We start from the raw sequence: 23,577 nt of genomic DNA on the forward strand, positions 1-23,577 counted from the left end.
CTGTTCTTATTGAATGATTATACATATTAAAGAATATATATACAACAATTATTTTGATTATTTTTATATTTAAGCTCGGCCCTATCTCCAAATAGAAAAAGCATGCCTTTAGTAGAGGCATGCTTCAAATTACTTCTTTTCGAATTCAAATGTTAGTTTCTTTTCTTCAGCACTCCAAACGAGCGCTGCATCAAATGTACCTTTTTTACTTTTTAATCCTTTAATTACATTCGATTTTCCGTTAGTTAGAATTTTCTTTGCATTGGTTTGTGAAATAGGTTTTCCCAGAATACGTTTAGAAATTGTAAACGCACAGTTCGTTTTAGAATAGCTACTACATCCAAATAACTTCCCCTTATCAAGTACATCAGATCCACAGAGCGGGCATATACCGATCTTTTTTCCTAATGATTTTTTGGAAGGTTGAGCTTCTATTTTTATATCCTTTAAATCCCAGGAAGCTGAAGATTCAATCGCATCTGATGTTAGTTTCGCTGCAAGCTTCTTAACAGACTCCATAAAGGTTTGGGGTGACGCTTCACCACTACCAATTTGTTTGAGCCGCTGCTCCCACTTCGCAGTCATTTCTGGACTCGAAAGAACGGCGTCCCCAATGGAATCAATTAAAAGAATTCCCTTATCTGTTGCAAATACTTGGTTTTTAACAACTTCAATGTATTTCCGATCTTTCAGCATCGTAATAATGCCTGCCCTCGTTGCTTCTGTTCCTAGTCCTTCTGTATCTTTAAGGATTTTCTCTAATGACTCATCGTCAAGATGCTTTCCAGCGGTTTTCATCATTGTAATCAGCTGCCCTTCAGTAAATCGTTTTGGCGGCTGGGTTTTACCCTCTGTTACTTCTGTTGAAAGCACCTTACCTTGCTCATTCTGCTCAATAGCAGGTAGTTCCTCGTCTTTTTGAGTCGATGGTATGATTCGCTGCCAACCTTCTTGCACGCGAACCTGCCCTTTTGATTGGAACGAGGCTCGCTGATCGACAAGCGTGTATAAAGTCGTATAATCAACAATTGAGGCCTCTTCATGCGCCGCAAGTAAACTTCTTGCAATTAAATCATAAATCTTTGCTTCATCACCTGACAGTTTATCAATGTTTGGAACCTGTTCTGTTGGGATGATCGCATAGTGGTCACTTACTTTTGATGCATTGACAAACCTCTTGTCAGTTAAAATCGACTCACGTTTTAATGGAAAATAATCTTGATAAGCACTTTGTTTTTGTAGCTTTGATAAAATGGAAGGAAATTCCGCAGCTTCATCCTTCGTAACAAAGCTAGAATCACTTCGTGGATAAGAAATATTCCCTTTCGTATAAAGCTTTTGCGCAATGTCCAACGTTTTTTTCGGCGAAAATTTGTACCGTTTATTCGCAGTCGATTGAAGAGAAGAAAGCTGATACAAAAAAGGAGGCTTGTATTGCTTTCTTTCTTTCTTTACTTCACTTGCAATGCAGTCTTTTTGGTTACAAAATTGAGCGACTGCCTGCGCCATTTCGGGAGATTGCAACCTCGTTTGATCGTCTTTAATCCACTTACCTACAACGACTTTTCCGTTATAGTCAAACCTCCCTTTTACTTCCCAGAATGGCTCTGATTTAAAGTCCGCTATTTCTTTCTCTCTTTGCACAACTAACGCAAGTGTAGGCGTTTGAACTCTCCCTGCAGAAAAAACATCCTGAACACCTTTCTGTTTAAAAAGAAGCGTATAAACACGCGAGGCATTAATGCCAACCACCCAATCTGCACATGATCTGGCATAAGCCTCATAGTAGAGATTACGAGTCTCTTGCTCTTCTAAAAGGGATTGGAATCCTTCCCTTACAGCACGCTCGGTTAAGGAAGAAATCCATAGCCGCTTCATCGGCTTTTTACAACGAGCCTGATTTAAAATCGTTCGAACGATCAGCTCACCTTCTCTTCCAGCATCTCCAGCATGGATGATTGAGCCAACATCTTTTTTATTGACTAGTTCTTTAATCACGTTAAACTGCTTCCATTTTCCTTTCGTTACCTGATATTGAAATTGGTTTGGAATCATAGGAAGTGTTTGAAGAGACCACTTCTTCCATGAAGATTCATAGGTTTCAGGCGAAACAAGTTCACATAAGTGTCCCACCGCCCATGTCATATAAGCTCCGTCAGGAAAGTCCGGGTTTGGTTTTATGTACAAATATCCTTGTTTTTTTTCAGTTGGGTAAGGCGCTGCAAGGCGCGTTCCCTGATCTGGCTTTTCGGCGATAATACAAACGGCCAATCGTAACATCCCTCTCTCTAAAAAATACGCTAGCTATTAGTATAGCGTACATGTGATCGTATCGGATAGTATTAACCTTGTTTTGATGAATGGCCAGCACCATTTAATTCAAAGTGAGTTTGTTCTAGAATGACCGTTTTCTCAGGTAGACTCTTTTTGCAAACACCTTTCTTAACTGTTTTGCGATTCGTTAATCCGTAAACAATACTATTAATTGCGAGAATAGATAGTGCAAAAGCTGATACTGGTGCTAGAACCATCCAAGGAAACGACTGGGCATACTGGAAGTTTTGAGCGATCAAACCGGCCCACTCATTCGTCATCGAAAAGGATTCCGTTGTCGTCTCGCCTGTTTTAAAATCAACATCCATCACCCTTACATCCGTTCCTCCGATAAAAACGTTTAATAATCCTAGATGAGCAAATATAATGAGTACTTGACCTACCTGCTGCACAAAAAGAAGCAATAACTTCGGATACATAAAAGGGGCTAGATGTTTTCCTAAAAGATGAAACCTACTTCCTCCCAATACTTTTGCACTGTCTATAAACTCGTTTGTAGATATGGAATCCAATTCATTTTGTACATAAAGAGCTAAAACAGGAATGCTAATACCAATCAAGATTACCATTGGAAAAATGATTTTCGTAGAAACATCATAGCTCCAACTAAACGTTAATATGACAGGAGCGATAAGGATATAAGTAAAAATCGTAACAGGGGCATAATGAAACACGTTCGAAAGGCCACCAAATAAAACTCTTAATGAAAAAGGCATACGATAAAGCAAATAGCCAAATATACATGAAAAGCCGACTCTAAAAAAGGCAACGATAAGGGATAACCCAATCGTATATTTAGCCCCTTCTATTAGTTTAAATACAAACGAATTGCCGTCAAGATCACTTCCAAGTGGAAAGTTGAGCGAAGGAGCAAATGGTGCTAATGCCATAACATTTCCATTTTCATCATAAAGCATTTTATCAGGATGAACTTCTGAACTGTAAAAACTGTAAAAGTAACTACTTAATAATAGGAGTAATAAAAAAACAACACCGAAGACAAAAGGGCCATTTCGTAAAAGTGAATCTTTTCTCATATTACCCCCCCTCGCTTTGCCGTCCATCGTTTAATCAACCATTCAATTGAGGTAAAAAGAATAAAAGTTGGTAAAAAAATCATATATAGAGAAAGCGTCACCATTTCTGAATTGACGGCCCCATGTTTGTAAATGAACATCATTAATCCATTCATGTCAAAAATCAACTCAAGCATAAGCAAGTTCGCTAGAGCAAGGAGAAAAATTCCTTTAAAATGGTGAAATAGTGACACCATTGCATTCCGAAATATGTGTACTAGTAGAATTGTAAAGTGATCAATTCCTTTCCCTTTTGCCAGTACAACATAGGGCTTTTCTTCTTCTTCTTCATAGGAGAGTAATAAGTATTTATAAATGTAAACAGAAGGAAGTAAAGATAGAATAAAAACCGGTAAAACGATTGCATTTTCATTAAACCCGCTTGTTACATTGAATAGAAGAAGATCTGTCTGTTTATAAATCCAAATCACGCCTAACTGAGCAAGTAAGATAACGAATACATCAGGTAATGATTCAATAAGAAAGAAGAAGCCTTTTAGATAACCTCTCATTCGTTTCGGAAACACCATAGTTATAATCGTGAGTACTATCGCTGCACACACAGAAATGATTAAGGATCCGACTAAGTAAGACATAGAAAGTTTATAGGCATGCCATAAATCAGGAAATAATGGTACATTTCTTCCTCTTGTGTAATAGTCAAGCATATTTCCGTTAAACAATACCTTGATTGTATGAACAAGTTGATTTACATAAGCTTCCACGTTAAATACGATAGTATCATATAAAAAAAGCGTGTTTGATAGCGTTTTTTGATCAATCATCTTCAATATTTCAAGTTGGCTCTTCATATTAAAAAAGAGGTAAGGTAAGGATCCTATTAATAAAATCCCCAGTGATGTTAACAGAAATTGAGAAACAGAGCGCCAAACAAATGATTTAAATACCATTTATGTATCCAATCAATTCATAAATTGAAGTATTTCGATCCGATTCCCCGACGGATCTTCTATCACAAAAAACAAACCCGGTGGACAAGGTTCTGGCTCTTCCGATAAAATCGATACTTCTTTATCTTTAAACCACTGAAAATCTTGATGGATATTATCTGATTGAATCGCTATCAGAACGCTGTTTTTTACAGTTTCTTGAGACTCTTCTTCGAGAACGATCGGAATCGACTCATGTTGAAGACTCACAATGTTCGGTCCGTACTCTTTTGAAATTTTAAAGTCTAGTACTTCAGTGTAAAACGCTAAAGATTCTTTCATATTCGACACTTTGATTGTTATGACACACACGTTATTTAACAAGACAACTCCTCCTTTTTACTTATCTCTACAAAATTCCATAAAAAGGAGACTTATCCTCTTTTTTCAAAATAAATAATAAAAAGCTTCCAATTAACTGCTACATGGCAGCGTATTGGAAGCTAAGTCTACACAAGAACGCTTTTCTCGATTTCTCTCATATGATAAAAATATCCTTTTCTCGACATTAATTCATTATACGTACCACTTTCAACAACTTCACCTAAATCCATCACGATAATTTGATCCATCTTTTCAAGATTGTTCAGTCGATGACTGACCAAGAGAAGCGTATCTTCTTTGGCTCGATCAAATAAATAGTTAAGAATTAATCTTTCTGTCAAAAGATCTACCGAGGAAGTTGGCTCGTCTAATAACCAGACACGCTTTCCTCTTAACAGAGCTCTTGCAATGGCAAGACGCTGCTGTTCGCCACCGGATAGGTTTGCGCCCTTTTCATGGACTTCGTAATCAAGAGAAAGATGATGAAGTTGAACAATAGCAAGGATATTTGTTAACTGTTCGTCGGTTAACGTCTCTCCAGCGAGTTTCAAGTTGTCACGAATAGAGCCTGAGAAAAAATGGTTTTGTTGAAGGACAACATTTGTTTCTGACCAAATTTGCTCCTGTGATAGCGTTTGAGTCGACTCACCATTCACTTCTAGTCCCCCGCTCTCATAGAACTTAAGGAATAGTTGTAAAAGCGTTGACTTACCAGAACCACTAGGCCCTACGATCGCCGTTTTCCCCCCTACTGGGATATGAACGGATACATGTTTCAGTGCTTTTCTTTCTTCACCTGGATATGTGAAAGTTACATTTTTGGCTAATAACGAGAATGGTTTTTCTTCTGGAAGCTTTATTGTTTGCTTTATGTTATTCGAAGTGACAGCTTGTACGTCTGAAAGTCTTTTGGATGCTGTCATGCTATCTTGTAAATAAGCTGGCACGATCGCCATCGGCACCGCATTCTCAAACGACGTTAAGGAGATAAGGACAAGCATGGCGAGAAATACGCCATCCAATTCTCCAGTTGTCACAAGATAGGCACCCACCACGATGACACACCATGTAACAAATAAAGAGATAAATGAGTTAACCGCCTGATGAAAAACTTCCGCCTTACTTTCTTTACTTTCTGCCTTCAAAGTTGCGCTTGATTTTGCTTCCAACTCTTCTTTCCTTTTAGCGGTTTCTCTCATGATTTTCAAATCACGATAGCCATTGAAGAACTCTGCCGAATCAGCTGCAAATTCTCCTCTCAGTGCACGAACGGCCTGATCTTTTTTACGAATACGCCACGCGAAGTAACCAGGAATTATTATCCCAGTAAGAAAAACACCTAACAGCATTAAACTGGCAATTTTAATTGAAAAGAATAATGTAAACCAAATGGTAACAAGGAAAATAAGAATAAATACGATCGGTGGGTAGAAGACACGCAAATAAAAATGCTGAAGCCGATCAATATCTCCTACTATTCGCCCTAGCAATTCCCCACTTCGGTGTTTCTGAGTTAAGCTCGCTGCAACTGGTTCAAGTTTTTTATAAAATGATACGCGCATGTTGCTTAAGATTGAAAATGTGGCGCGGTGAGAATAAATTCTTTCAAAGTAACGGCCTACTGCACGAGCAAGTCCAAAAAATTTCACGACAGCTGTTAAGATGGCTAATGCGAAAACAGGTAGCGACAATGCTGCCTTAGAAATTAAGTAGCCACTTGCAGCAAAAAGGGCAACAGCTGTTATACCAGCAATAAAGCCAAATAAGATGGAAAGAAGGATATCTTTTTTCTCTGTTAGCATTTCACGCCAAACAAATGCTAATTCTCTCATAAGGTTACCTCCTCTGTTTGAACATTTACCATTTCCCGGTATAGTTCACTTGACTCATAAAGTGCTTTGTCAGTGCCTTCAGCCATCATTTTTCCTTGATCGAGCACAATGATATGGTCTGCTTTTCGAATGGTATGAAGTCGATGCGCTACTGTAATCATTGTAGCGTTTTGAGATAATGAATCCATCGCTGATTGAAGTACTTTCTCTGTATATAAATCAAGTCCGGTTGTTGGCTCATCAAACAAAATGATATTTGGCTTCTTTAAAAAAGCACGTGCCAGTGCCAGTCGCTGTTTTTCTCCTCCAGATAAACCACGACCCGATTCACCAATGATCGTTTCATAACCTTGTTCTAGTGTAGCAACAAATGCGGATATACCTGCTTTCACCGCTGCATCTTCAATTTCAGATTGGCTGGCATTCTTTGATCCGATACGTATGTTATCAGCTATCGTCCCTGTAAATATATACGGATGCTGAGAGATATAGCTAACCTGTGAAAACCAACTACCTTCATTTAAACTTGTCATGGAATGATGATCGACCGCAATCTCACCTTGTTGTGGTGGTAGCAATCCGGCAATCATATGCAATAACGTTGACTTACCAGACCCGCTTCGCCCGATTACCGCTACCTGACGATAAGGTTCAATAGTTATATTTAGAGATGATAAAGAGAAACCACTGTCTTTATACTGATAAGAAACGTCTTTTAGAGCAATCTTTGGTGGAGTTTTTCTATTTTCAATAAACCGATCTCCCCATGTCACTTCCTCGCTCTCACGACCTAGTTCTTCACTTACCTTTTTCATTGCGCTCATACTCCCTCTACCGGTATGAAAAGCACTGCCTAGTTCTTTTAATGAAAGGTAGAATTCTGGAGCAAGGATAAGAAGAAAAAATGCCGTTGCAAAAGACATGCTATTAAATACAATGAGACGAAGACCGATTTCAAGCGCAATAATGCCGATGCTCAGCATAGAAATTAACTCAAGCATTAAAGAGGACACGAAAGCAACTTTTAATACTTCTATAGTAGCATCCCGGTAGTTTAAGCTACTTTCTTTAATAATGTTTCGGTATTTTTTTGACTGTCGAAACAAATTTAGTGTGGTCAATCCCTGGATCGTATCTAAAAAGCGTCCAGAAAAAACAGTCATTTGTTCAAGCTTCTCTTCAGATTTTTTCTGGGTCCGTATCCCAATAATAATATAAAATATTGGAATGAACGGTGCCGTTACCATCATGATTAGTCCTGTTTCGAGATGCTGAGTTGAAACAGCAACTAAAATAAAAATTGGGATTACGGCTGTTTTGAACACTTGTGGAATGTATTTACTATAATAAGCATCGATCTCATCAACTGCATCAAGCAAGACACTCACCTTCTGACCAGATTGCCCTTGATGAGAAGTTAGTAGCGCTTCTCGCGAAAATTTGTCTAATAGCGCTTTACGGATTCTTTGTTTTACTGTAGCACCCATCTTTACTCCTGCTCTGCCCATTAAGTAAGATAAGAATGGTCGCAACATCAAAACAAGTAACAAACTAATAAGAAAAGGCACGTTTTCTTCAAAGGCTGTTTTATCAACAAAAACGTTGTTTACAATTTCTACTGTAAGAAAGGCCTGCGCAATAATTGAAGCACCTATTAAAAGCGCGCCTAAAATCATCAACAGGTGCGTAATTTTAAAATCTGAACCATATGCCTTAAGCTCGTTCTTCACCTTATCCCCACCTTTATCTCAATCACAAACGCACGTTTGTGAAATAATTCACATTAAGCGTTATGTTAATTGTACGACTTATCTAAGCAAGAATCAAATACTTTGCTGATTTCGATTTGACGATTAAATGAATGGAGATTAGCCATTATGAGTTCCCTCTCTTCTTTATGTATTTGCTATAATAAAAGAAGTGATAATGAAATGGAGGATTCGCGTGGAACAGGAACCAGAGTACGGAAAGACACGGAAAGAGACACATAACCAGAATAAAGTAAAAAAACTATTTATGCGCATAAGGTTGCCTGTACAGTCTTTTTTTAATGCGAGTTGGAAAGGCGCTTCCTATGGTGCCACATTAATCACAATGCTTCTAATCTTCGCCATCGGTTTTGATTTTCATACTGGACTCGGAAAATTAGTAGACGTCATTCTTTTCTTTCTAATAGCTATTATTGGAACATGGGTAGCCGTGAAAATGGGAGAATGGTTTATAAAAAGAGTTAAAAAACTTCCTACTCTTTTCATCGCTAGTTTAGGTATTTCCCTTACAATCACAATTTACACGTTAGATCAATTTCGCAGTCTTGAGAACATTCTCCCCCTTGCCTATCTCTTAGTTGCTATTGGCGTTATTACTGGAGCACTGTTTGGATACCCGCTAACAACTGGATTGAAGAAACCACTTTCAATCATCATGCTACTTTTAGGGTTTTTCGTAACAGGCATTTTCTGTTACTGGCTATTTACCCCTGGTACCTTGGATGAGCGCCTCGCCAACACCGTAGAGCCATTTTCCCCCGTCAGTCAAAACCCATCGGAATATGGTTCGCATGACGTAAACACTTTTACATATGGAAGTGGAACTGATAAGCAACGAGACGAATTCGGTAATGAAGTCGACCTCCAAACAAGGTCCGTTAACGCTTCAAGCATGATTGGAGAATGGTCTAAAGAACGGGAATGGTTTTGGGGCTTTAAAGATGCTAATGTTCCACTAAACGGCCGTGTATTTATGCCAGAAGGTGAGGGGCCTTTCCCACTCGTTCTTATCGTACATGGAAATCATAAAATGGAAGATTTTTCAGATGAAGGCTACAATTATTTAGGAGAGCTCCTTGCAAGTAGAGGGTTTTTGACCGTATCAGTTGATGAAAACTTCTTTAACTCCTCATGGTCAGGAGGTCTATCTGGAGATATTAATGGCCGAGCCTGGCTATTATTAAAGCACATTGAAGAAATTGAATCACTATCGACACAACAAGATACCCAATTTTTCAATAAAGTTGATATGGATCACATTGCATTAATTGGTCACTCTCGCGGGGGACAAGCAGCTATCCTTGCCGCAAAATTCAATGAACTTGATCGCTATCCAAACAATGCTAACATGCGTTTTGACTTTAACTACAAGATTGAAACCGTAATTGCACTGGCTCCAACCGATTATCAAACTCTCTCTGATCGTAAAATTGAAGTTGATGATGTAAACTATTTATTGCTTGGTGGTTCTTATGATAGTGACTTATCTGAATTTGAAGGAGATCGCCAATATAACGGTATTCAATTAACAGGTAGCGAAAATGCGATGAAATCGTCTCTTTATATTGATGGTGCTAATCATGGGCAATTTAACACCACCTGGGGAGAAAATGATACGTACTTCCCTTTTACATTATTATTAAATAAACAGCCTTTACTTGAAGGCAATGAGCAGCGTCAGATTGCAAGCACTTACGTATCCGGTTTTCTTGAAGCAACTCTTCATGAAGATGATCGTTATCAGCCAATGTTTGAGGATTATCGATATGCACTTGAGTGGTTACCGAAGACAACTTATATTAGTAAATACGAAGATCCCACTTACCATATTTTAAGTGATTTTGAGGAAGATGTGAACGTGCTAACCGCAACATCCCCTTATATTGATATAGAAGCCAATAGCTTTATTCAGTGGTATGAAGGGGAACTTGAATTTCGTAGAGATAAGGAAAGAGGAACTCACGGTGTGTTTTTGAAATGGGATCAATCCTATTCAAAAAATGCATCTTACTCACTAGATCTCACGAAACCGTTACAGGATCCATATAATTTCAAACCGAATAGCTCACTAACATTTACTGCAGCAAACGTATCGGAAGCAGAAGATCAACAGCCGGTTGATTTTAGGGTAACTTTAAGCTCGGCCAACGGTGAGTCATCCAGCGTATTATTAAGTGATATTATGCCAATGCACGGGGCACTCCCTATTCAGCATACAAAAACAAAATTTTTTGAAGAACGGCGTTACGGTGAACCTACCGAACCCGTACTTCAAACGTTTAACATTCCGATACAACTTTTCAATAAGGAAAACAGACTTCTGAAGCTAGATGAGATTGATTCCATCACGTTTGAGTTTAACGCCTCTCCAAAAGGAAAGATATTTCTTGATCAAATCGGTGTAAACCAACCAAACTAAAAAAGCTTTTCCTCATACTATTGAGGAAAAGCTTTTTTGTGTTACGAAATTTTACATGAAGACTGTCCACGCTTAGCAAGATAACTTTGGTGATATTCGTCAGCACGATAAAATGAAGTGATTGGAACAATTTGAGTGACAACAGGCTTCTTAAAACGCCCGGAACGCTCAAGATTTTCTTTTGCAATTAATGCAATTTCTGCCTGCTCATTCGAATGGAAAAAGATCGCTGAGCGATAGCGGGTTCCAATATCTTCTCCCTGTCTATTTAAAGAAGTTGGGTTATGATTTTCAAAAAACACTTCCACAAGCTCTTCATAAGAAATGAGGGAAGGATCGTATTCAACTTGCACGGATTCTGCATGACCTGTTAACTCAGAATAAACATCTTCATACGTAGGGTTAATTGTTTCACCACCAGTAAACCCTGCTGATGTCGAAATAACGCCGTTTAATTGTTGAAATAGTGCTTCTACACCCCAAAAGCACCCTGCTGCAAATGTTGCTTGCTCCACTTTGACCACTCCGTTTCCAGTTATCGTATTGATTTTTTCAGATCGAACATATATGTTTTCCAGTTCATTTAGTGTTAACATATAAAGCTGTTTTTCACCCTTCTTATAAATTCCTTTTTGAAGAAGGCTTTTAATAAGCTGCTGTTTTCTAGTGTCGTTATCCATTAGTGTATGCAAGATCGTTCACTCCCTCTACTAAAACAATTTTCCAGATGAGAATGCATACAAAAAACCCTCATCTGCCCGAACAGAAGAGGGTTTGGATAATCCGAGCCTCTTCTCATTTTCCGACTTTCGCCGCAGGAATTGGCACGGTTCCGCATGAACAAAATGTTCATTGGTCCGTTGCCGAGGTATCTAAGGGCCAGTCCCTCCACCTCTCTGAATAAGAAGATCCTTTAAATAAAGGATTATTAAGTTAATCTCAATAATAAATGGTATTAAAACAGTTGTCAATAGAAAAGTGCTCAAGCTAGATTACAAAAGAAATAATAAAATATCCTACTGCAGCCGTCCCTGCTGCAATAAGAGCAGGAGTTAGCTTAAATTTAGCATATGTCATTGGGTTTAACTTTAAAATTCTCGCTATTGTATTCGTATTATCACTTAACGGTGAAGAAAAAGCCCCAAATGTCCCACTAGCAAATACGGCTCCAATGACCAGAGGAAGATCGGTTCCGGTTGAATAGCCTAACGAAATACCAAGCGGCATTAAAATTCCCCAAGTTCCCCACGACGAACCAATGAAATACGAAATAAACGCACCTACAAGAAATAAAACAGGCGGGACGAATAACGATGGAATCCAATCAAGATTAGAGGTGACAAATGTCGAAAAACCAAGCGCCTCAGTTGATGACGCTAGCCCCCACACAACCGTTAACAATACGATCACTGGCATCATTTCATTTCCTCCCTCAATAAAGAAAGTCACGAGTTCCTTTAATGAGAAACGCTGGAATAAATAAAAAAGGAATGTAAGTAGTACCGTTGTTAATAGAGCAAATACCATGGCATCAAGCACATCCGCCTCGATGAATGCTTGAAGTAAGGAGGTAAAGCCTTTTTCATACCCACTCCAATACGTAAGAAAAAGAGTTAACAGTATGACTCCTCCAAGCGGCAGTAATAAGTTGAACGGTTTTTGGGGAAGGTCTTTTGCTACGGCTGGATGACAGTCCTCCCACTGATCATCTAGCTCCTTCTCTTGATTCCCTGCATCAGTCGCTTGTTTTTTACTGTGATGAAAAAAACTTAAATAAAAGCCGATTAGAATGATACTGATGGAAAAAAAGTTATACGGAATACTTTGAAGAAAATAGCGATAACCATCACCTTCAATGCCTTCTGCTTTTAAAGAAAGCTGAACAACAGACGACATGTATCCAACAAAAGCAGTCGCAATTGGCATCAATACAATCACTGGAGTTGCAGTCGTCTCGATCACAAATCCAAGTTCCTGAGGAGTGATTTTCACTTTATTGAGGAGAGCTTTCATGATTGGTGCTACTGTTACAATACGAAAGCTCGGAGCGCTAAAGGTTCCAATTGTCGAGATCCAAGTAAGAAACAATGCACCTTTTTTTGTATTGATTTTCGAAGAGGCTAGATGAACAAACCCTTTAATTCCACCTGTATATTTCATTAATCCAATTAACCCGGTAAACATATAGAGAAAAAGAACGATTTTAACGTTATTCTCATCTTTAAGACCACTCATGATAAACTCATAAAACTGCTGTAAACCACTAATTACGCCCGGTTTATAAATAAATGAGGCCGTTAACAGTCCTGCTGTAAGACCTGGAATCACTAGCTTAGTTTTGATCGCAACCACTATCACTACGATAAAAGGAAACACAGATAACCAATCCAATAAGTTCGCCCTCCTTCTGCTCTAGTTTGCACGCTAGAAGGCGACCTATACAAAAACAAAAAAGCCAGAGCCTGGGCCCTGACTATTTCTTACGTAATGCGCTATTGTATTTTAACCTGTTAATAGACGAAGCACCAATCCCAAACATAGCAGTTCGTAATTCAAATTCAATTCGTTTCAATTGTTCTGAGAGCGCTTCTTCAGTGTCATTTACGGCATTTTCAAGTAATGCCCTTCCAAATCCAGAAACATCTGCACCGAGGGCGATTGCTTTCGCTGCGTCCACACCGTTTTTTAGCCCTCCACTTGCAATCATTGGTACATCAGGGTGCTGCTTTCGCACATCAATGATACAATCTGCGGTTGGGTTCCCCCAATCCTCAAAAGCCTTCGCAGCTTGCCTGCGCATCGTTTGATGAGAACGATAGCTTTCAACTTGAATCCACGACGTTCCGCCCGCCCCTGCAACATCGATAAAGCTGGCCCCAGCGCTAATCAGGCGCTGAGCTGTCTTCGCATCAATCCCCATACCAACTTCCTTAATTCCAAGCGGAACAGGAATCGCCTTTGCTACTTCACGAATTTTAACAATTAAATCCTGGAAATCGGTGTCGCCTTCTGGTTGAAACACTTCTTGTAGTGGATTTAAATGAAGCAACAGCGCATCAGCTTGAATTAAATCAATGGCTCGCTTACATTCTTCAATGGTAAAACCGTAATTAAGTTGTACAGCCCCAATATTAGCTAGGACCGGGATAGTTGGTGCATATTTTCTCACATCAAAGGAATATACGGATTTGGATTCTTGAATCGCTGCACGCATCGATCCTACTCCAAGTGCCCAGCCATGTGCTTCAGCAGCTTTGGCAAGACGCTTATTTATTTCCCATGCTCGTTCAGTGCCGCCAGTCATTGAGCTTATAAGAAATGGCGTGTTTAATTTTTTATTTAGAAAAGAAGTAGAGATATCCACTTCATCATAAGCAATCTCAGGTAATGGATTGTGTTTAAAACGATAGCGTTCTAGTCCTGTCGTTAATCCTGCCCCTTCAACTTCTTCTGTAAGACAGATGTCGATATGCTCGTTTTTTCGTTTTTCTGTTTGCTCAAACCCCAAATGTTCCAATGGAATTCCCCCTGCGCTGCTCTTTTTTCAACTGTTTACTTAGCAATGGTTTTAACCTGAGTCGATTGTACCGTTGAATCAGGATAAATGGAAGATTAACAATTAGTGCGTACCCAACCATAACGAACCCAATACTCATTGGATTCCATAAAAAAAACAAAATGGAAGGCGGAATTAGGAACCAGTGGGTCACTTCTGCACGTCTTGTCTCAACAATAAATTTCGTAAGATAGGATGAGCTAAGTGTCTTTAACTCTTTCTTTCGAAAGCCACCTTTAAACACGTCTCCCCCATCAGGAAGTATGGTTTTCCATTTGCGTATTCGTAAGCCTTCATATAAATTCAACTCCTTTTTGTTGCTCTCTAACCCAATTTTTTTTGATTCGTAAAAGGAATCTGGCAAACGAAGGCAAATATAAGAGATAGATACATGAATAATCAGCCATGCAAAAATATTCACTAAGATTAATTCTAGGATGGTTAAGTGGATAACGTGCATATGCATTCCTCACTTCAACATTGTTTAACCTATCCATTTTTAGGTAATTAACAACAAAGCATACTTAACACTTTAACAGCGTTATGATTCCTTTACAAAGGTTATACCTAAACTATACAATGACAGTGTACAAAAGTCGATTCATGACGCTAATTTGATGAAGGAGGAGAAGGAATGAGCAAAAAAACAATCGTAATTGGGGCTGGCCTTGGTGGACTTTCAGCCGCTATTCGCCTCGCTGCAGATGGACACAAAGTAACTGTACTTGAAAAAAACGAACGAGCTGGTGGTAAGTTAAACAAACGTTCCGGTCAAGGATTTAAGTTTGATACAGGACCTTCCATCCTCACAATGCCCTGGGTGCTCGAGAAACTGTTCAAAAGTGCGAATCGAAATGTAAACGATTATATGACGATTAAGCGAATTGAACCTCAGTGGAGAACTTTTTTTGAAGACGGTGCACAAATTGATGTAACGAGTGACATCGCGGTCATGTTATCTGAGGTACATAAACGCTCAGAGAAAGATTATTCCAACTTCCTCTCCTACTTAGATTATTGCAAAACGATGTTTGACCTGAGCCTTAAAAGTTTTTACAAGAAAAGTTTATCAGGCATTCAAGATTTGCAAAAGCTTCACTCATTTAAAGATCTTCTCTCAATGGATCCGATGAAATCAATGAATCAGGCTACAGAAAAGTATCTTGATGATAAGCATCTTCAACAGCTTTTCAACTTCTTCATTATGTATATAGGTTCTTCGCCTTATCATTCTCCTGCTATCCTATCACAGCTTGTGTACGTCCAACTTGGTCTAGGAATCTATTATGTTGAAGGCGGGATGTACAACATAGCAGAAGGAATGCTAAAGCTTCTCGATGAACTAGGGGTCGACGTTCAAGTGAATACAGAGGTAGCTGAGATTCTTACTGTAAACAAAAAAGCCGCTGGCGTAAAGCTTGCAAATGGAACAACGATGGAAGCTGATTTAATTGTCAGCAACCTTGAAGGAATTCCTGCACATGAGACGCTTTTAAAAGGCGAACCTGGAGCAGAAAAAGTGAAAAAGGATCTCCAAAAATATACACCGACTGTATCAGGTCTTGTTCTGTTACTTGGGGTTAATAAAACATTCGATCAGCTTCAACATCACAATTTCTTTTTCTCGAAAGATCCAGAGCTTGAATTCAAACAAATTTTTGATGAAGGTGTTCCTGCTGACGATCCAACTGTTTATATTGGCGTCTCTTCAAAATCTGATCCGACACAAGCACCTTCTGGAAAAGAAAATTTATTTGTGTTAACCCATGTTCCTCCACTTCAGCCTGGCGAGAGCTTTGAAAAACATCGCGGGAGATACCGCGAAATTGTGCTTGATAAGCTAGAAAGAATGGGCATGACAGGGCTTCGTGAATCGATCGAATTCGAATATCAATTTATACCGGATGATATTAAAAATTTATATGGATCTAATGGCGGATCGATTTACGGAGTTGCTACCGATCGTAAAGTGAACGGAGGATTCAAAATCCCATCTAGAAGTACATTGATTGATAACCTCTACTTCGTAGGTGGTTCGACACATCCAGGCGGTGGGGTACCGATGGTCACACTCTCAGGACAGTTAACTGCAGACTTAATTGCGGAGGATCAGAAATTGAAAGATGAGCAAACTGGCTAAGAAAGGACCTTCGCAACATGAATTGGGATAATATTATTTTTCGACTTTTTATTTTTTGGTACTGTTGCGGGTTGATTCTAGTAGGATTCGACCTGCTACCCCCATTTCTTAATTGGGCAAATGCCTTTTTCCTCATACTTTGTGGAATACTAGGTAGCATCTATTTTATACGTACTTTCGGTTCTTTATGGGGGCTATCTTTTGCCTCCTTTATCTTTGTGATTAGTATGTTGGCAGAAGGTCTTGGCGTCCATTACGGACTTATCTTCGGCCAATATGTTTATTCAGGTGATTTTGGTTTTAAAATTGCTGAGGTTCCAATCGGCATTGGCTTTGCATGGATTATGGTGATCGCCGTCACGCATGTTTTATCAATGCAATTGATCGAAAAAATGAAAGAAAGCTATATAAAATGGATCGTTTATGCTCTTACAGGCGCGCTCATTGCAGTTTTAATTGATTTAATCATTGATCCCGTCGCTTATTTAGTAAAAGGCTACTGGGGTTGGGAGGGAAATGGCGTTTATTATAACGTTCCTTTCCAAAATTTCACCGGATGGTTCTGGGTGTCTCTCTTTTTCCATCTCTTACTCTACCCTCTTTATGTGCGGAATAAAGTGCCTGATCAAGCTTCTTTCCACGTATGGAAACACCGAATGGCAATGTTGTTTGGAATGGTAATGGGGATGTTTATTTTCTTAGCATTGCTTGACGGACTCTGGCTTGCTTGTTTACTAACATCTATTCCGACACTGCTTCTTTTAATAACCTATAGGAACAAAATAAATCAGCAAAATGCTACAGTCGAAGAGGTGATTGTCTAATGATACTTATTTACACATGTATTCTTGGCGTATTTCTGCTTTGGACGATCATTAATTCGCTATTCATGCCACGCCTTAAAGGGACGGGGGACGAGAATGGGCTAGTATCCATTCTTGTCCCCCTTCGTGATGAGGAACGTAACGTAAGGGAGCTTGTCCAAAGTTTAAAAAAGCTGACGTACCGAAACATCGAAGTTCTCCTTTTGGATGATCACTCTACGGATCAAACGCTGGATTTACTTTTTAAATATACAAAAAACGATCAGCGCTTTACCATTATACAAGGGAAAGATCTTCCTGAAGGGTGGACTGGTAAAGTATACGCTTGTCATCAGCTTAGTGAACATGCCAAAGGAGACTATTTGCTTTTTCATGATGCTGACTTACGTTTGTCGCCTCGTGCCATTCAAGGAGCACTCTCTCTTATGAAAAAGCGTAAGGCTTCTATGTTGACAGGTTTCCCTGCATTTCCAGTCAGCCTTTTTCTCGAAAAGCTACTTGTGCCACTTCAACATTTTGTTGTTCATTTCCATCTTCCAATAGCTCCAGCAAACGGAACAACGCTCCCCTCCTTCACCGCAGCTCATGGGGCATTTATAATGGTGCATCAGGAAGCATACAAGCAGGTTGGTGGTCATGCGAGCATTCAAGAAACGCTTCTTGATGATATTGATTTGGCAAAAGCATTTAAGAAAAAAGGACGCAAAGTGCTCCTTGCGAATATTACTAATATGGTCACGTGCTACATGTATCAAACAAATCGAGAAGTATGGGAAGGTTTCACGAAAAATTTATTCCCAGGTCTTGGACGCTCTCGGTTTCTAATAATCATGCTATTTATTTTTTACGGTCTCTTTTATGTCGGACCGCTTGTTCTACTACCGATTGGACTTTATAACTTTATGACAGGCTCACTTCAACTCACTTTAGTTATCCCCTACCTGCTTATCGTTTTACAAAAAGGATGGATTGATGGGAGAACAAATCAGAAAATAACGCTAGCATTTCTCATGCCACTTAGCGCTATTGCATTTATGACGCTTTTGATCCATTCAATGCGAACAGGCTTAAAACAGAAGGGGTATGTTTGGAAAGGAAGAACTTACTCATGAAAACCATCGCGATTATCGGGGCTGGACTCGGTGGACTGTCTGCCTCGATTAAACTAGCAAGCAAAGGATACGATGTACACGTTTTTGAAAAAAATACTTATACAGGCGGAAAAATGATGCCCGTTAAAATAGGGACACATCATTTTGATTTTGGTCCAAACACGATGACCATGCCTGAAGTATTTGATTCTATTTTTGAAGAAGCAGACCTTAACCCTAGAAATTATTACAGCTGGATAAAACTCGATAATCATACAAAAAACGTGGATCATGATGGACAATCTTTTATGATGAGTACCGATGATACATATATGAAAACCCAACTACATAAGCTTGATCCGTTTGCTGCTGAGAACTATCACGCCTATTTAAAGGAAATCGAGCGGCTCTATAATTTATCTAAGAACTCGTTCTTTCCGAGGATGTTTACGAAATGGCAGGATTACTTGTCTCCCGGTCTCTTTAACGCTGTCGTTCAGGTGCGGCCACTAGAAAAAATGAACCATTTTCACGAACGCTATTTTAAGCACCCTCTCTTATTAAAAGCCTTTAATCGTTATTCGACGTATATAGGTTCATCCCCCTATCAAGCACCTGCAACATTTGCGATGATTGGCTATCTTGAAATGGTACAAGGGGTCTATTATGTAAAGGGAGGAAACACTAAGCTTGCAAAAAGTCTTGAAATGGCAGCGAAGGATCTTGGCGTTACTTTTCACCTCAATTCACAGGTAACGAACATACACATTGAGAACAAAAAAGCGCGCCGAATTGATACAGCGGCCGCCTCGCTTCAAATAGATCATGTCATTATTAATGGAGACTTGCTTCACGCCTATCCGAACTTAGTAGATGAGAAAAACCGACCATCAATGCCTAACAAGAAAATCGAGCGGTCTTCTCCATCGATCTCAGCTTTTGTGATTATGGCCGGGCTATCAACAAAGTTAAAGAACCTCGAGCACCATCAAGTTTACTTTTCAAAAAATTACTCTCAAGAGTTTGAAACGCTATTTAACGGGCAGTGGCCAGACGATCCGACAATTTACATCTCAAATTCTTCTGTCACGGATCCTTCCGTCTCTCCAGACGGTGATAATCTTTTTATTTTAGTTAACGCACCACCTTTAACAGACGAAAATCGTATTTCTTTAGAAGACTATAAAGAAAAGGTGTACGATAAATTGGAAAAACACGGACTGTCAATTCGAGAACATCTTGTCGTTGAGAAATTGGTCGGTCCTGAAGAGATCCAGGAGAGGTTTCACGCTTTCAGAGGAGCCTTGTACGGCATTTCCTCTAACTCCTTAAAAAACAGCTTCCTACGTCCTTCGAATCAATCAAAGGACATACCGAATCTCTACTTTGCAGGAGGGAGTACGCATCCAGGAGGCGGATCACCGATGGTCGTGATTAGTGGGAGAAATGTCGCAGAAAAGATTATAAAAACAGATCGTTCTACGGTTTAATAAAGATGAAAAAACGAAGAGAAAGCCGTTTATGGCTTTCCCTTCGTTTTAGACCGTTTTACGCTAACTCAGCTTTTCACTTTCGCCAATCACTTTAATATCACCGATCATTTGGATGTTCTCCTCATCGACTATAACGCCATCTCCGTCATTCACGCATAAAATTCTTGTTCCCGTTCTTTTGGAATATACTAGAACCTCTTGTTTAAAGTCATTATTCCAACGATTGTAATGGGGGAGAAATTCAAAATTCACCATCTTTAGTGCATCAGAAGACTCCACACAGACTGAACCTTTAAAAAGATGAAATAATGCAGTAGACTGACCAAGTTGAACGGCACCGCCACTTACGCCAACAATGATTCCTCCACTACGATAATAATCCCATAAAACCTGTTCCATTTTGCGATGTTTAATCGCTTTTCTAAATTCAATCGGGTTTCCTGCAGAAAGATGGATAATGTCACATTCCATGAGCTTGTTAATGTTATTTGAAGTAAATTCAGCGTATAAATCAAAAAGCATGATATCCGAAATACCGTAATTCTTGTAATAGTCCACTTTTGTGTAAAAATACTTTTTATCTTTATCTTGCGTTGATGGAATATAACCAACCTTAATTTTTTCCGTTTCCATTCCTTTAAAAAGTAATGAGTCTAATCGTTGATTTTCAGGTGATTCCATAATTTGATCACTATACAAAAACAGCTTCCCCATTCGAATCCCTCGTTTTTCTCTTCTACTCTTTATTGTCATACCATGCTATTCTTGGTCTATCACTTGGAAAACCCAATATTTCTCGCGTATGTATTTCACTCATTTTCACTTTGTTTTTTCTTAGTTGTGCTTTTTCATGAAGCGGTAATTTGGAGTCATTCTCAACTCTCCCTATCGATTACTACTAGCTATTCATAGACTATTCTGTCTCTTATTCTTACTCTTTAAAATAACAAACTTGAAGTTTATTATCATCCAGATCAAAAAAATCGAAGAAATGATTGACACCATCATCATTTAGTTCACTAACTCTGACATTATGCGCATTCAGTTTTGCATACAACCCTTGAATGTCTTTTGAGTAAAAGATGGGATAACTTTGATCCACGTTATTGGTTATGTTTCCCTCTTCGATGGTTAACGGTACATTGCTTCCATCCCCAACCCTTAAAACACGATACCCTTCACCCTTAAAAACAACCGAGAAACCTAATAATTCTTCGTACCAATCACTTGATTTCTCAACGCTTTTTACTTTCATGCACAAAGTATCAATTCTCTCAATCATGAATAGACCTCCTACACAAATTCAATTTGATTTTATTTAAGCGTCATCTAGTTTTGAACATCATCTTTTTTATCAGCCTATAATCGATTTCCTTTGTTTTTCTTCTTCATTCTTATCCAGATATTCAAAAAAACCCAGAAGGTTTCCCCAGGGATCTGTGAACGTACCCCATTTAACTGGAACTTCTGACCTTACATGTATTTCAAACTTAGCTAATTTTAAGTGTTGCATTAATCGCTCTCTTTCCGCTGAAATATCTGTGACTCCTAACCGCAACGGGCCATTTCCTTCTGTTACTTTCCCCTCTGCTACTTGTAACCAGCATCCGGGAATGAGCTCCCATTCCGCAAATCCCTCATGAGGAATAAAGTCGGGCTTCTTATTTAAAAAAGTCTCATACCACTTACGCCCCTCTGCCATGTTGGAAACACGAACTTGAGTAGTCATTTCAAAAACCATTTACCTACCTCCTATCTGATGTTTATTATATCTTCCATATTCTAGAGAGAATCCCTTTAATTATAAAAAAATCAAGGCATCGAACTTGTAACATAGTAGATCCCAACTGTAACTCCAATCAGTACTACCAAAAGGTAACTTGTAGCCAACAATGATACTTTTATTAACAACTTTTCATTTAACTGTTTTTGTACAGTAAAACCTATGGCTACTAAAATAGTCCAAAACACAACCCCAAAAAATGAGAATAAATATTCAGAGTTCATTACCCAAAGAAATAGGATAATTGTATGTGACACCAATAAAATCCAGGCAGATATTTTCATTTCTCTCGGCTCCTCAAAATTTATAAAGAATTACATTTTACTTATAACAGAAATTAATATCCATAATAGACAAATCGGTAGTGATAAGGTAAGAGTAGTAAGCGCAACCCTAGTAAAATTAAATTTCAATAAATAAATGAAAGAAGTAATGATTCCAACCAACGGTATGCCCAGCCATATCATATTTTGTAGTAACGAACTCCGAGAACCCATAACTCCAATAAAATTAGTAAAAAACATGACATACCATATGATCTGCCAAATCAATGCTAGCTTTACACTTAAACCTGCTTTCACTTTCATCATAATCCCCTCCCTATTCCAGCATGTATCCCACTTGATGAAAAAAGCCATCCATGACAGAGTCATATGATAGCTTTTTCCTCTTATACAATCCTACATCTCTATCAGTCTTATCGATCAACATGTAATTGCTTCATTAAATTAGTCTTTGTTTCGTTAAGGTTCTGCTTCTCCTTGGTATTGTCAATTTCAGCTTCGTTATAAAATGGTTGACCATGAAACCTTGGAATCAAATGGATATGATAATGACCTAAATCGTTAAATTGACCACCATTTTGGCAAATACTAATGCCATCTGGAGCGAATAGGTGCTTGAGTGCTTTTGAAATTTTTATTGAGGCTTTCATAATGGCATTTGCTGTTAATGGGTCTAACTCCTCGACATCTTGGAAATGCCTCTTCGGTAAGATTAACGTGTGACCTTCATTAAAAGGTTCGATATCTAAAAAGCAACAAACCTGAGCATCTTCATAAATCACATGAACAGGATCCATTTTATTGGCTAATTTACAACCTAAGCACTCGACATTTGGTGACATAAGATTTACTATCCTTTCTGCAATCACTCATGCAATTTCTCGCTATCCTTATGAACAAATAAATTTTCTTGCCAGCTTGATCTACTTTCTCCTTTGACACGTTTTAACGTGGCTACGATAAGAAAACTCACGATGACAAGCAAAAGCCAAGAGCTTACTTTACCTAAATGAACGAGACTCCAAGCTTCTGTTTGATTCGGATACTCCCAGGCGCCAAAGAAGGTAGCAATATTTTCTGCAATCCATATAAAAAAACCGATCAGAACAAAAGAAAGAGCAATTGGCATACGGTACTGACTCCGGTTAACCTCGTATGTAACCCATGATTTCCAGAAAACGATGATCACGAGACCAGATAACCACCAGCGGACATCAATCCAATAGTGATGAGTAAAAAAATTTAAATAAATGCTAGCTGATAAAGGGACAACAATCCAATTTGACGGCCAGTTGATGAGCTGAACATGCAACCTCCTCCACGCCTGACAAAGATAACTTGCGACACTTGCGTACATAAAGCCGCTATACAAAGGGACTCCAAATATTTTTGTATAGCCCTCGTCAGGGTATGACCAGGAACCCATATGCACTTTAAAGAGCTCAAGCGCTAGCCCGATGATATGGAACAATGTAATCACCTTTAGTTCATCGAGCGTTTCAAGACCTGAACGTACCATCCCCCACTGCATAAGAAAGCAAATAATAAGCAGCCAATCATAACGTGGTAGGAAAGGTAATGAAATAATTTGTGTGACGGCTAAAGAAGCGAAGATCACAACAGGAAACAAGCAGGATAGCGCTTGTTCCACACCAAAACGACCGAGTTGTTTCATTGCTCTCATCGTCTAAAATCCAATTTA

General features: G+C 38.9%; 20 protein-coding genes and 1 riboswitch. Of the genes, 5 read left to right on the forward strand and 15 right to left on the reverse strand.

Annotation, left to right across the window (positions count from 1 at the left end; all coding sequences use genetic code 11):
- Positions 1 to 129 precede the first annotated feature (129 nt).
- The 6 genes from PQ578_RS16365 to cydD all read right to left on the reverse strand — a co-directional run bounded on the left by PQ578_RS16365 (position 130) and on the right by cydD (position 8,246).
- Positions 130 to 2,280 (reverse strand): DNA topoisomerase III, encoded by a 2,151-nt coding sequence (locus PQ578_RS16365; protein ID WP_273835477.1) that lies wholly within the window; start codon positions 2,278 to 2,280, stop codon positions 130 to 132.
- A gap of 62 nt (positions 2,281 to 2,342) precedes the next feature.
- The gene (locus PQ578_RS16370; RefSeq protein ID WP_273835478.1) at positions 2,343 to 3,371 is read right to left on the reverse strand and encodes a hypothetical protein; all 1,029 of its coding nucleotides are present in this window, start codon (positions 3,369 to 3,371) and stop codon (positions 2,343 to 2,345) included.
- Complete coding sequence (locus tag PQ578_RS16375) at positions 3,368 to 4,321, reverse strand: ABC transporter permease subunit (RefSeq protein WP_273835479.1); 954 nt, start codon at positions 4,319 to 4,321, stop codon at positions 3,368 to 3,370. Before PQ578_RS16375 ends, PQ578_RS16370 begins: the two co-directional genes overlap by 4 nt.
- A 12-nt stretch (positions 4,322 to 4,333) precedes the next feature.
- Complete coding sequence (locus tag PQ578_RS16380; RefSeq protein ID WP_273835480.1) at positions 4,334 to 4,684, reverse strand: VOC family protein; 351 nt, start codon at positions 4,682 to 4,684, stop codon at positions 4,334 to 4,336.
- 125 nt (positions 4,685 to 4,809) lie between these two features.
- Positions 4,810 to 6,516: a thiol reductant ABC exporter subunit CydC gene (gene cydC, locus PQ578_RS16385; protein WP_273835481.1), complete on the reverse strand. Its 1,707-nt coding sequence runs from the start codon at positions 6,514 to 6,516 to the stop codon at positions 4,810 to 4,812.
- Positions 6,513 to 8,246 (reverse strand): thiol reductant ABC exporter subunit CydD, encoded by a 1,734-nt coding sequence (cydD, locus tag PQ578_RS16390; protein ID WP_337958025.1) that lies wholly within the window; start codon positions 8,244 to 8,246, stop codon positions 6,513 to 6,515. Before cydD ends, cydC begins: the two co-directional genes overlap by 4 nt.
- Positions 8,247 to 8,460: 214 nt before the next feature.
- Between cydD and PQ578_RS16395 the strand changes: the two genes are divergently transcribed.
- The gene (locus tag PQ578_RS16395) at positions 8,461 to 10,704 is read left to right on the forward strand and encodes a hypothetical protein (protein WP_273835482.1); all 2,244 of its coding nucleotides are present in this window, start codon (positions 8,461 to 8,463) and stop codon (positions 10,702 to 10,704) included.
- A gap of 41 nt (positions 10,705 to 10,745) precedes the next feature.
- Here PQ578_RS16395 and msrA read toward each other — a convergent pair whose 3' ends face one another.
- From msrA to PQ578_RS16415, 4 genes are all read right to left on the reverse strand, one after another.
- Positions 10,746 to 11,396, reverse strand: coding sequence for a peptide-methionine (S)-S-oxide reductase MsrA (gene msrA / locus PQ578_RS16400; RefSeq protein WP_273835483.1), 651 nt, complete (start codon positions 11,394 to 11,396; stop codon positions 10,746 to 10,748).
- Between the two features lie 100 nt (positions 11,397 to 11,496).
- Positions 11,497 to 11,611: riboswitch (SAM riboswitch) on the reverse strand.
- Positions 11,612 to 11,691: 80 nt separating this feature from the next.
- Positions 11,692 to 13,095: a Na+/H+ antiporter NhaC family protein gene (locus PQ578_RS16405; RefSeq protein ID WP_273835484.1), complete on the reverse strand. Its 1,404-nt coding sequence runs from the start codon at positions 13,093 to 13,095 to the stop codon at positions 11,692 to 11,694.
- An 82-nt stretch (positions 13,096 to 13,177) separates the two neighbouring features.
- Complete coding sequence (gene fni, locus PQ578_RS16410) at positions 13,178 to 14,221, reverse strand: type 2 isopentenyl-diphosphate Delta-isomerase (RefSeq protein WP_224880114.1); 1,044 nt, start codon at positions 14,219 to 14,221, stop codon at positions 13,178 to 13,180.
- Complete coding sequence (locus PQ578_RS16415) at positions 14,202 to 14,720, reverse strand: glycosyl-4,4'-diaponeurosporenoate acyltransferase CrtO family protein (RefSeq protein ID WP_273835486.1); 519 nt, start codon at positions 14,718 to 14,720, stop codon at positions 14,202 to 14,204. The genes fni and PQ578_RS16415 overlap by 20 nt, the downstream gene beginning before the upstream one ends.
- A 174-nt stretch (positions 14,721 to 14,894) precedes the next feature.
- Between PQ578_RS16415 and PQ578_RS16420 the strand changes: the two genes are divergently transcribed.
- Genes PQ578_RS16420 through PQ578_RS16435 form a run of 4 tightly spaced genes read left to right on the forward strand, consistent with a single transcriptional unit; the run spans position 14,895 to position 19,805 of the window.
- Positions 14,895 to 16,400, forward strand: a complete 1,506-nt coding sequence (locus PQ578_RS16420) for a phytoene desaturase family protein (protein ID WP_273835487.1) — start codon at positions 14,895 to 14,897, stop codon at positions 16,398 to 16,400.
- A gap of 17 nt (positions 16,401 to 16,417) precedes the next feature.
- Positions 16,418 to 17,224, forward strand: a complete 807-nt coding sequence (locus PQ578_RS16425) for a carotenoid biosynthesis protein (protein ID WP_273835488.1) — start codon at positions 16,418 to 16,420, stop codon at positions 17,222 to 17,224.
- Positions 17,224 to 18,336 (forward strand): glycosyltransferase family 2 protein, encoded by a 1,113-nt coding sequence (locus tag PQ578_RS16430; RefSeq protein ID WP_273835489.1) that lies wholly within the window; start codon positions 17,224 to 17,226, stop codon positions 18,334 to 18,336. The genes PQ578_RS16425 and PQ578_RS16430 overlap by 1 nt, the downstream gene beginning before the upstream one ends.
- Entirely contained in the window at positions 18,333 to 19,805 is a 1,473-nt protein-coding gene (locus PQ578_RS16435; protein WP_273835491.1) for a phytoene desaturase family protein, read from the forward strand. Before PQ578_RS16430 ends, PQ578_RS16435 begins: the two co-directional genes overlap by 4 nt.
- Positions 19,806 to 19,868: 63 nt before the next feature.
- Here the strand turns inward: PQ578_RS16435 and PQ578_RS16440 are convergent, their stop codons facing one another.
- From PQ578_RS16440 to PQ578_RS16460, 5 genes are all read right to left on the reverse strand, one after another.
- Positions 19,869 to 20,522, reverse strand: coding sequence for a Type 1 glutamine amidotransferase-like domain-containing protein (locus PQ578_RS16440; protein WP_273835493.1), 654 nt, complete (start codon positions 20,520 to 20,522; stop codon positions 19,869 to 19,871).
- Positions 20,523 to 20,739: 217 nt separating this feature from the next.
- Positions 20,740 to 21,090: a VOC family protein gene (locus tag PQ578_RS16445; protein WP_273835494.1), complete on the reverse strand. Its 351-nt coding sequence runs from the start codon at positions 21,088 to 21,090 to the stop codon at positions 20,740 to 20,742.
- 72 nt (positions 21,091 to 21,162) lie between these two features.
- The gene (locus tag PQ578_RS16450; RefSeq protein WP_273835495.1) at positions 21,163 to 21,549 is read right to left on the reverse strand and encodes a VOC family protein; all 387 of its coding nucleotides are present in this window, start codon (positions 21,547 to 21,549) and stop codon (positions 21,163 to 21,165) included.
- Between the two features lie 739 nt (positions 21,550 to 22,288).
- The gene (locus PQ578_RS16455; RefSeq protein WP_273835496.1) at positions 22,289 to 22,717 is read right to left on the reverse strand and encodes an HIT family protein; all 429 of its coding nucleotides are present in this window, start codon (positions 22,715 to 22,717) and stop codon (positions 22,289 to 22,291) included.
- 23 nt (positions 22,718 to 22,740) lie between these two features.
- On the reverse strand, positions 22,741 to 23,559 hold the full coding sequence (locus PQ578_RS16460; protein WP_273835497.1) for a DUF817 domain-containing protein: 819 nt from the start codon (positions 23,557 to 23,559) through the stop codon (positions 22,741 to 22,743).
- Positions 23,560 to 23,577: the final 18 nt, after the last annotated feature.

Origin of the sequence: Guptibacillus sedimenti (assembly GCF_028610665.1) — a bacterium.
Lineage (GTDB): Bacteria > Bacillota > Bacilli > Bacillales > Guptibacillaceae > Guptibacillus > Guptibacillus sedimenti.

What these genes read in the sequence shown, in the direction of transcription:
- PQ578_RS16375 (WP_273835479.1), bottom strand. Translation starts at nt 4,321, where the DNA reads ATGGTATTTAAATCATTTGTTTGGCGCTCTGTTTCTCAATTTCTGTTA.
- PQ578_RS16445 (WP_273835494.1), bottom strand. Translation starts at nt 21,090, where the DNA reads ATGATTGAGAGAATTGATACTTTGTGCATGAAAGTAAAAAGCGTTGAG.
- PQ578_RS16450 (WP_273835495.1), bottom strand. Translation starts at nt 21,549, where the DNA reads ATGGTTTTTGAAATGACTACTCAAGTTCGTGTTTCCAACATGGCAGAG.
- cydC (WP_273835481.1), bottom strand. Translation starts at nt 6,516, where the DNA reads ATGAGAGAATTAGCATTTGTTTGGCGTGAAATGCTAACAGAGAAAAAA.
- PQ578_RS16460 (WP_273835497.1), bottom strand. Translation starts at nt 23,559, where the DNA reads ATGAGAGCAATGAAACAACTCGGTCGTTTTGGTGTGGAACAAGCGCTA.
- PQ578_RS16425 (WP_273835488.1), top strand. Translation starts at nt 16,418, where the DNA reads ATGAATTGGGATAATATTATTTTTCGACTTTTTATTTTTTGGTACTGT.
- PQ578_RS16370 (WP_273835478.1), bottom strand. Translation starts at nt 3,371, where the DNA reads ATGAGAAAAGATTCACTTTTACGAAATGGCCCTTTTGTCTTCGGTGTT.
- PQ578_RS16430 (WP_273835489.1), top strand. Translation starts at nt 17,224, where the DNA reads ATGATACTTATTTACACATGTATTCTTGGCGTATTTCTGCTTTGGACG.
- PQ578_RS16435 (WP_273835491.1), top strand. Translation starts at nt 18,333, where the DNA reads ATGAAAACCATCGCGATTATCGGGGCTGGACTCGGTGGACTGTCTGCC.
- PQ578_RS16455 (WP_273835496.1), bottom strand. Translation starts at nt 22,717, where the DNA reads ATGTCACCAAATGTCGAGTGCTTAGGTTGTAAATTAGCCAATAAAATG.
- PQ578_RS16420 (WP_273835487.1), top strand. Translation starts at nt 14,895, where the DNA reads ATGAGCAAAAAAACAATCGTAATTGGGGCTGGCCTTGGTGGACTTTCA.
- PQ578_RS16440 (WP_273835493.1), bottom strand. Translation starts at nt 20,522, where the DNA reads ATGGGGAAGCTGTTTTTGTATAGTGATCAAATTATGGAATCACCTGAA.
- PQ578_RS16415 (WP_273835486.1), bottom strand. Translation starts at nt 14,720, where the DNA reads ATGCACGTTATCCACTTAACCATCCTAGAATTAATCTTAGTGAATATT.
- PQ578_RS16365 (WP_273835477.1), bottom strand. Translation starts at nt 2,280, where the DNA reads ATGTTACGATTGGCCGTTTGTATTATCGCCGAAAAGCCAGATCAGGGA.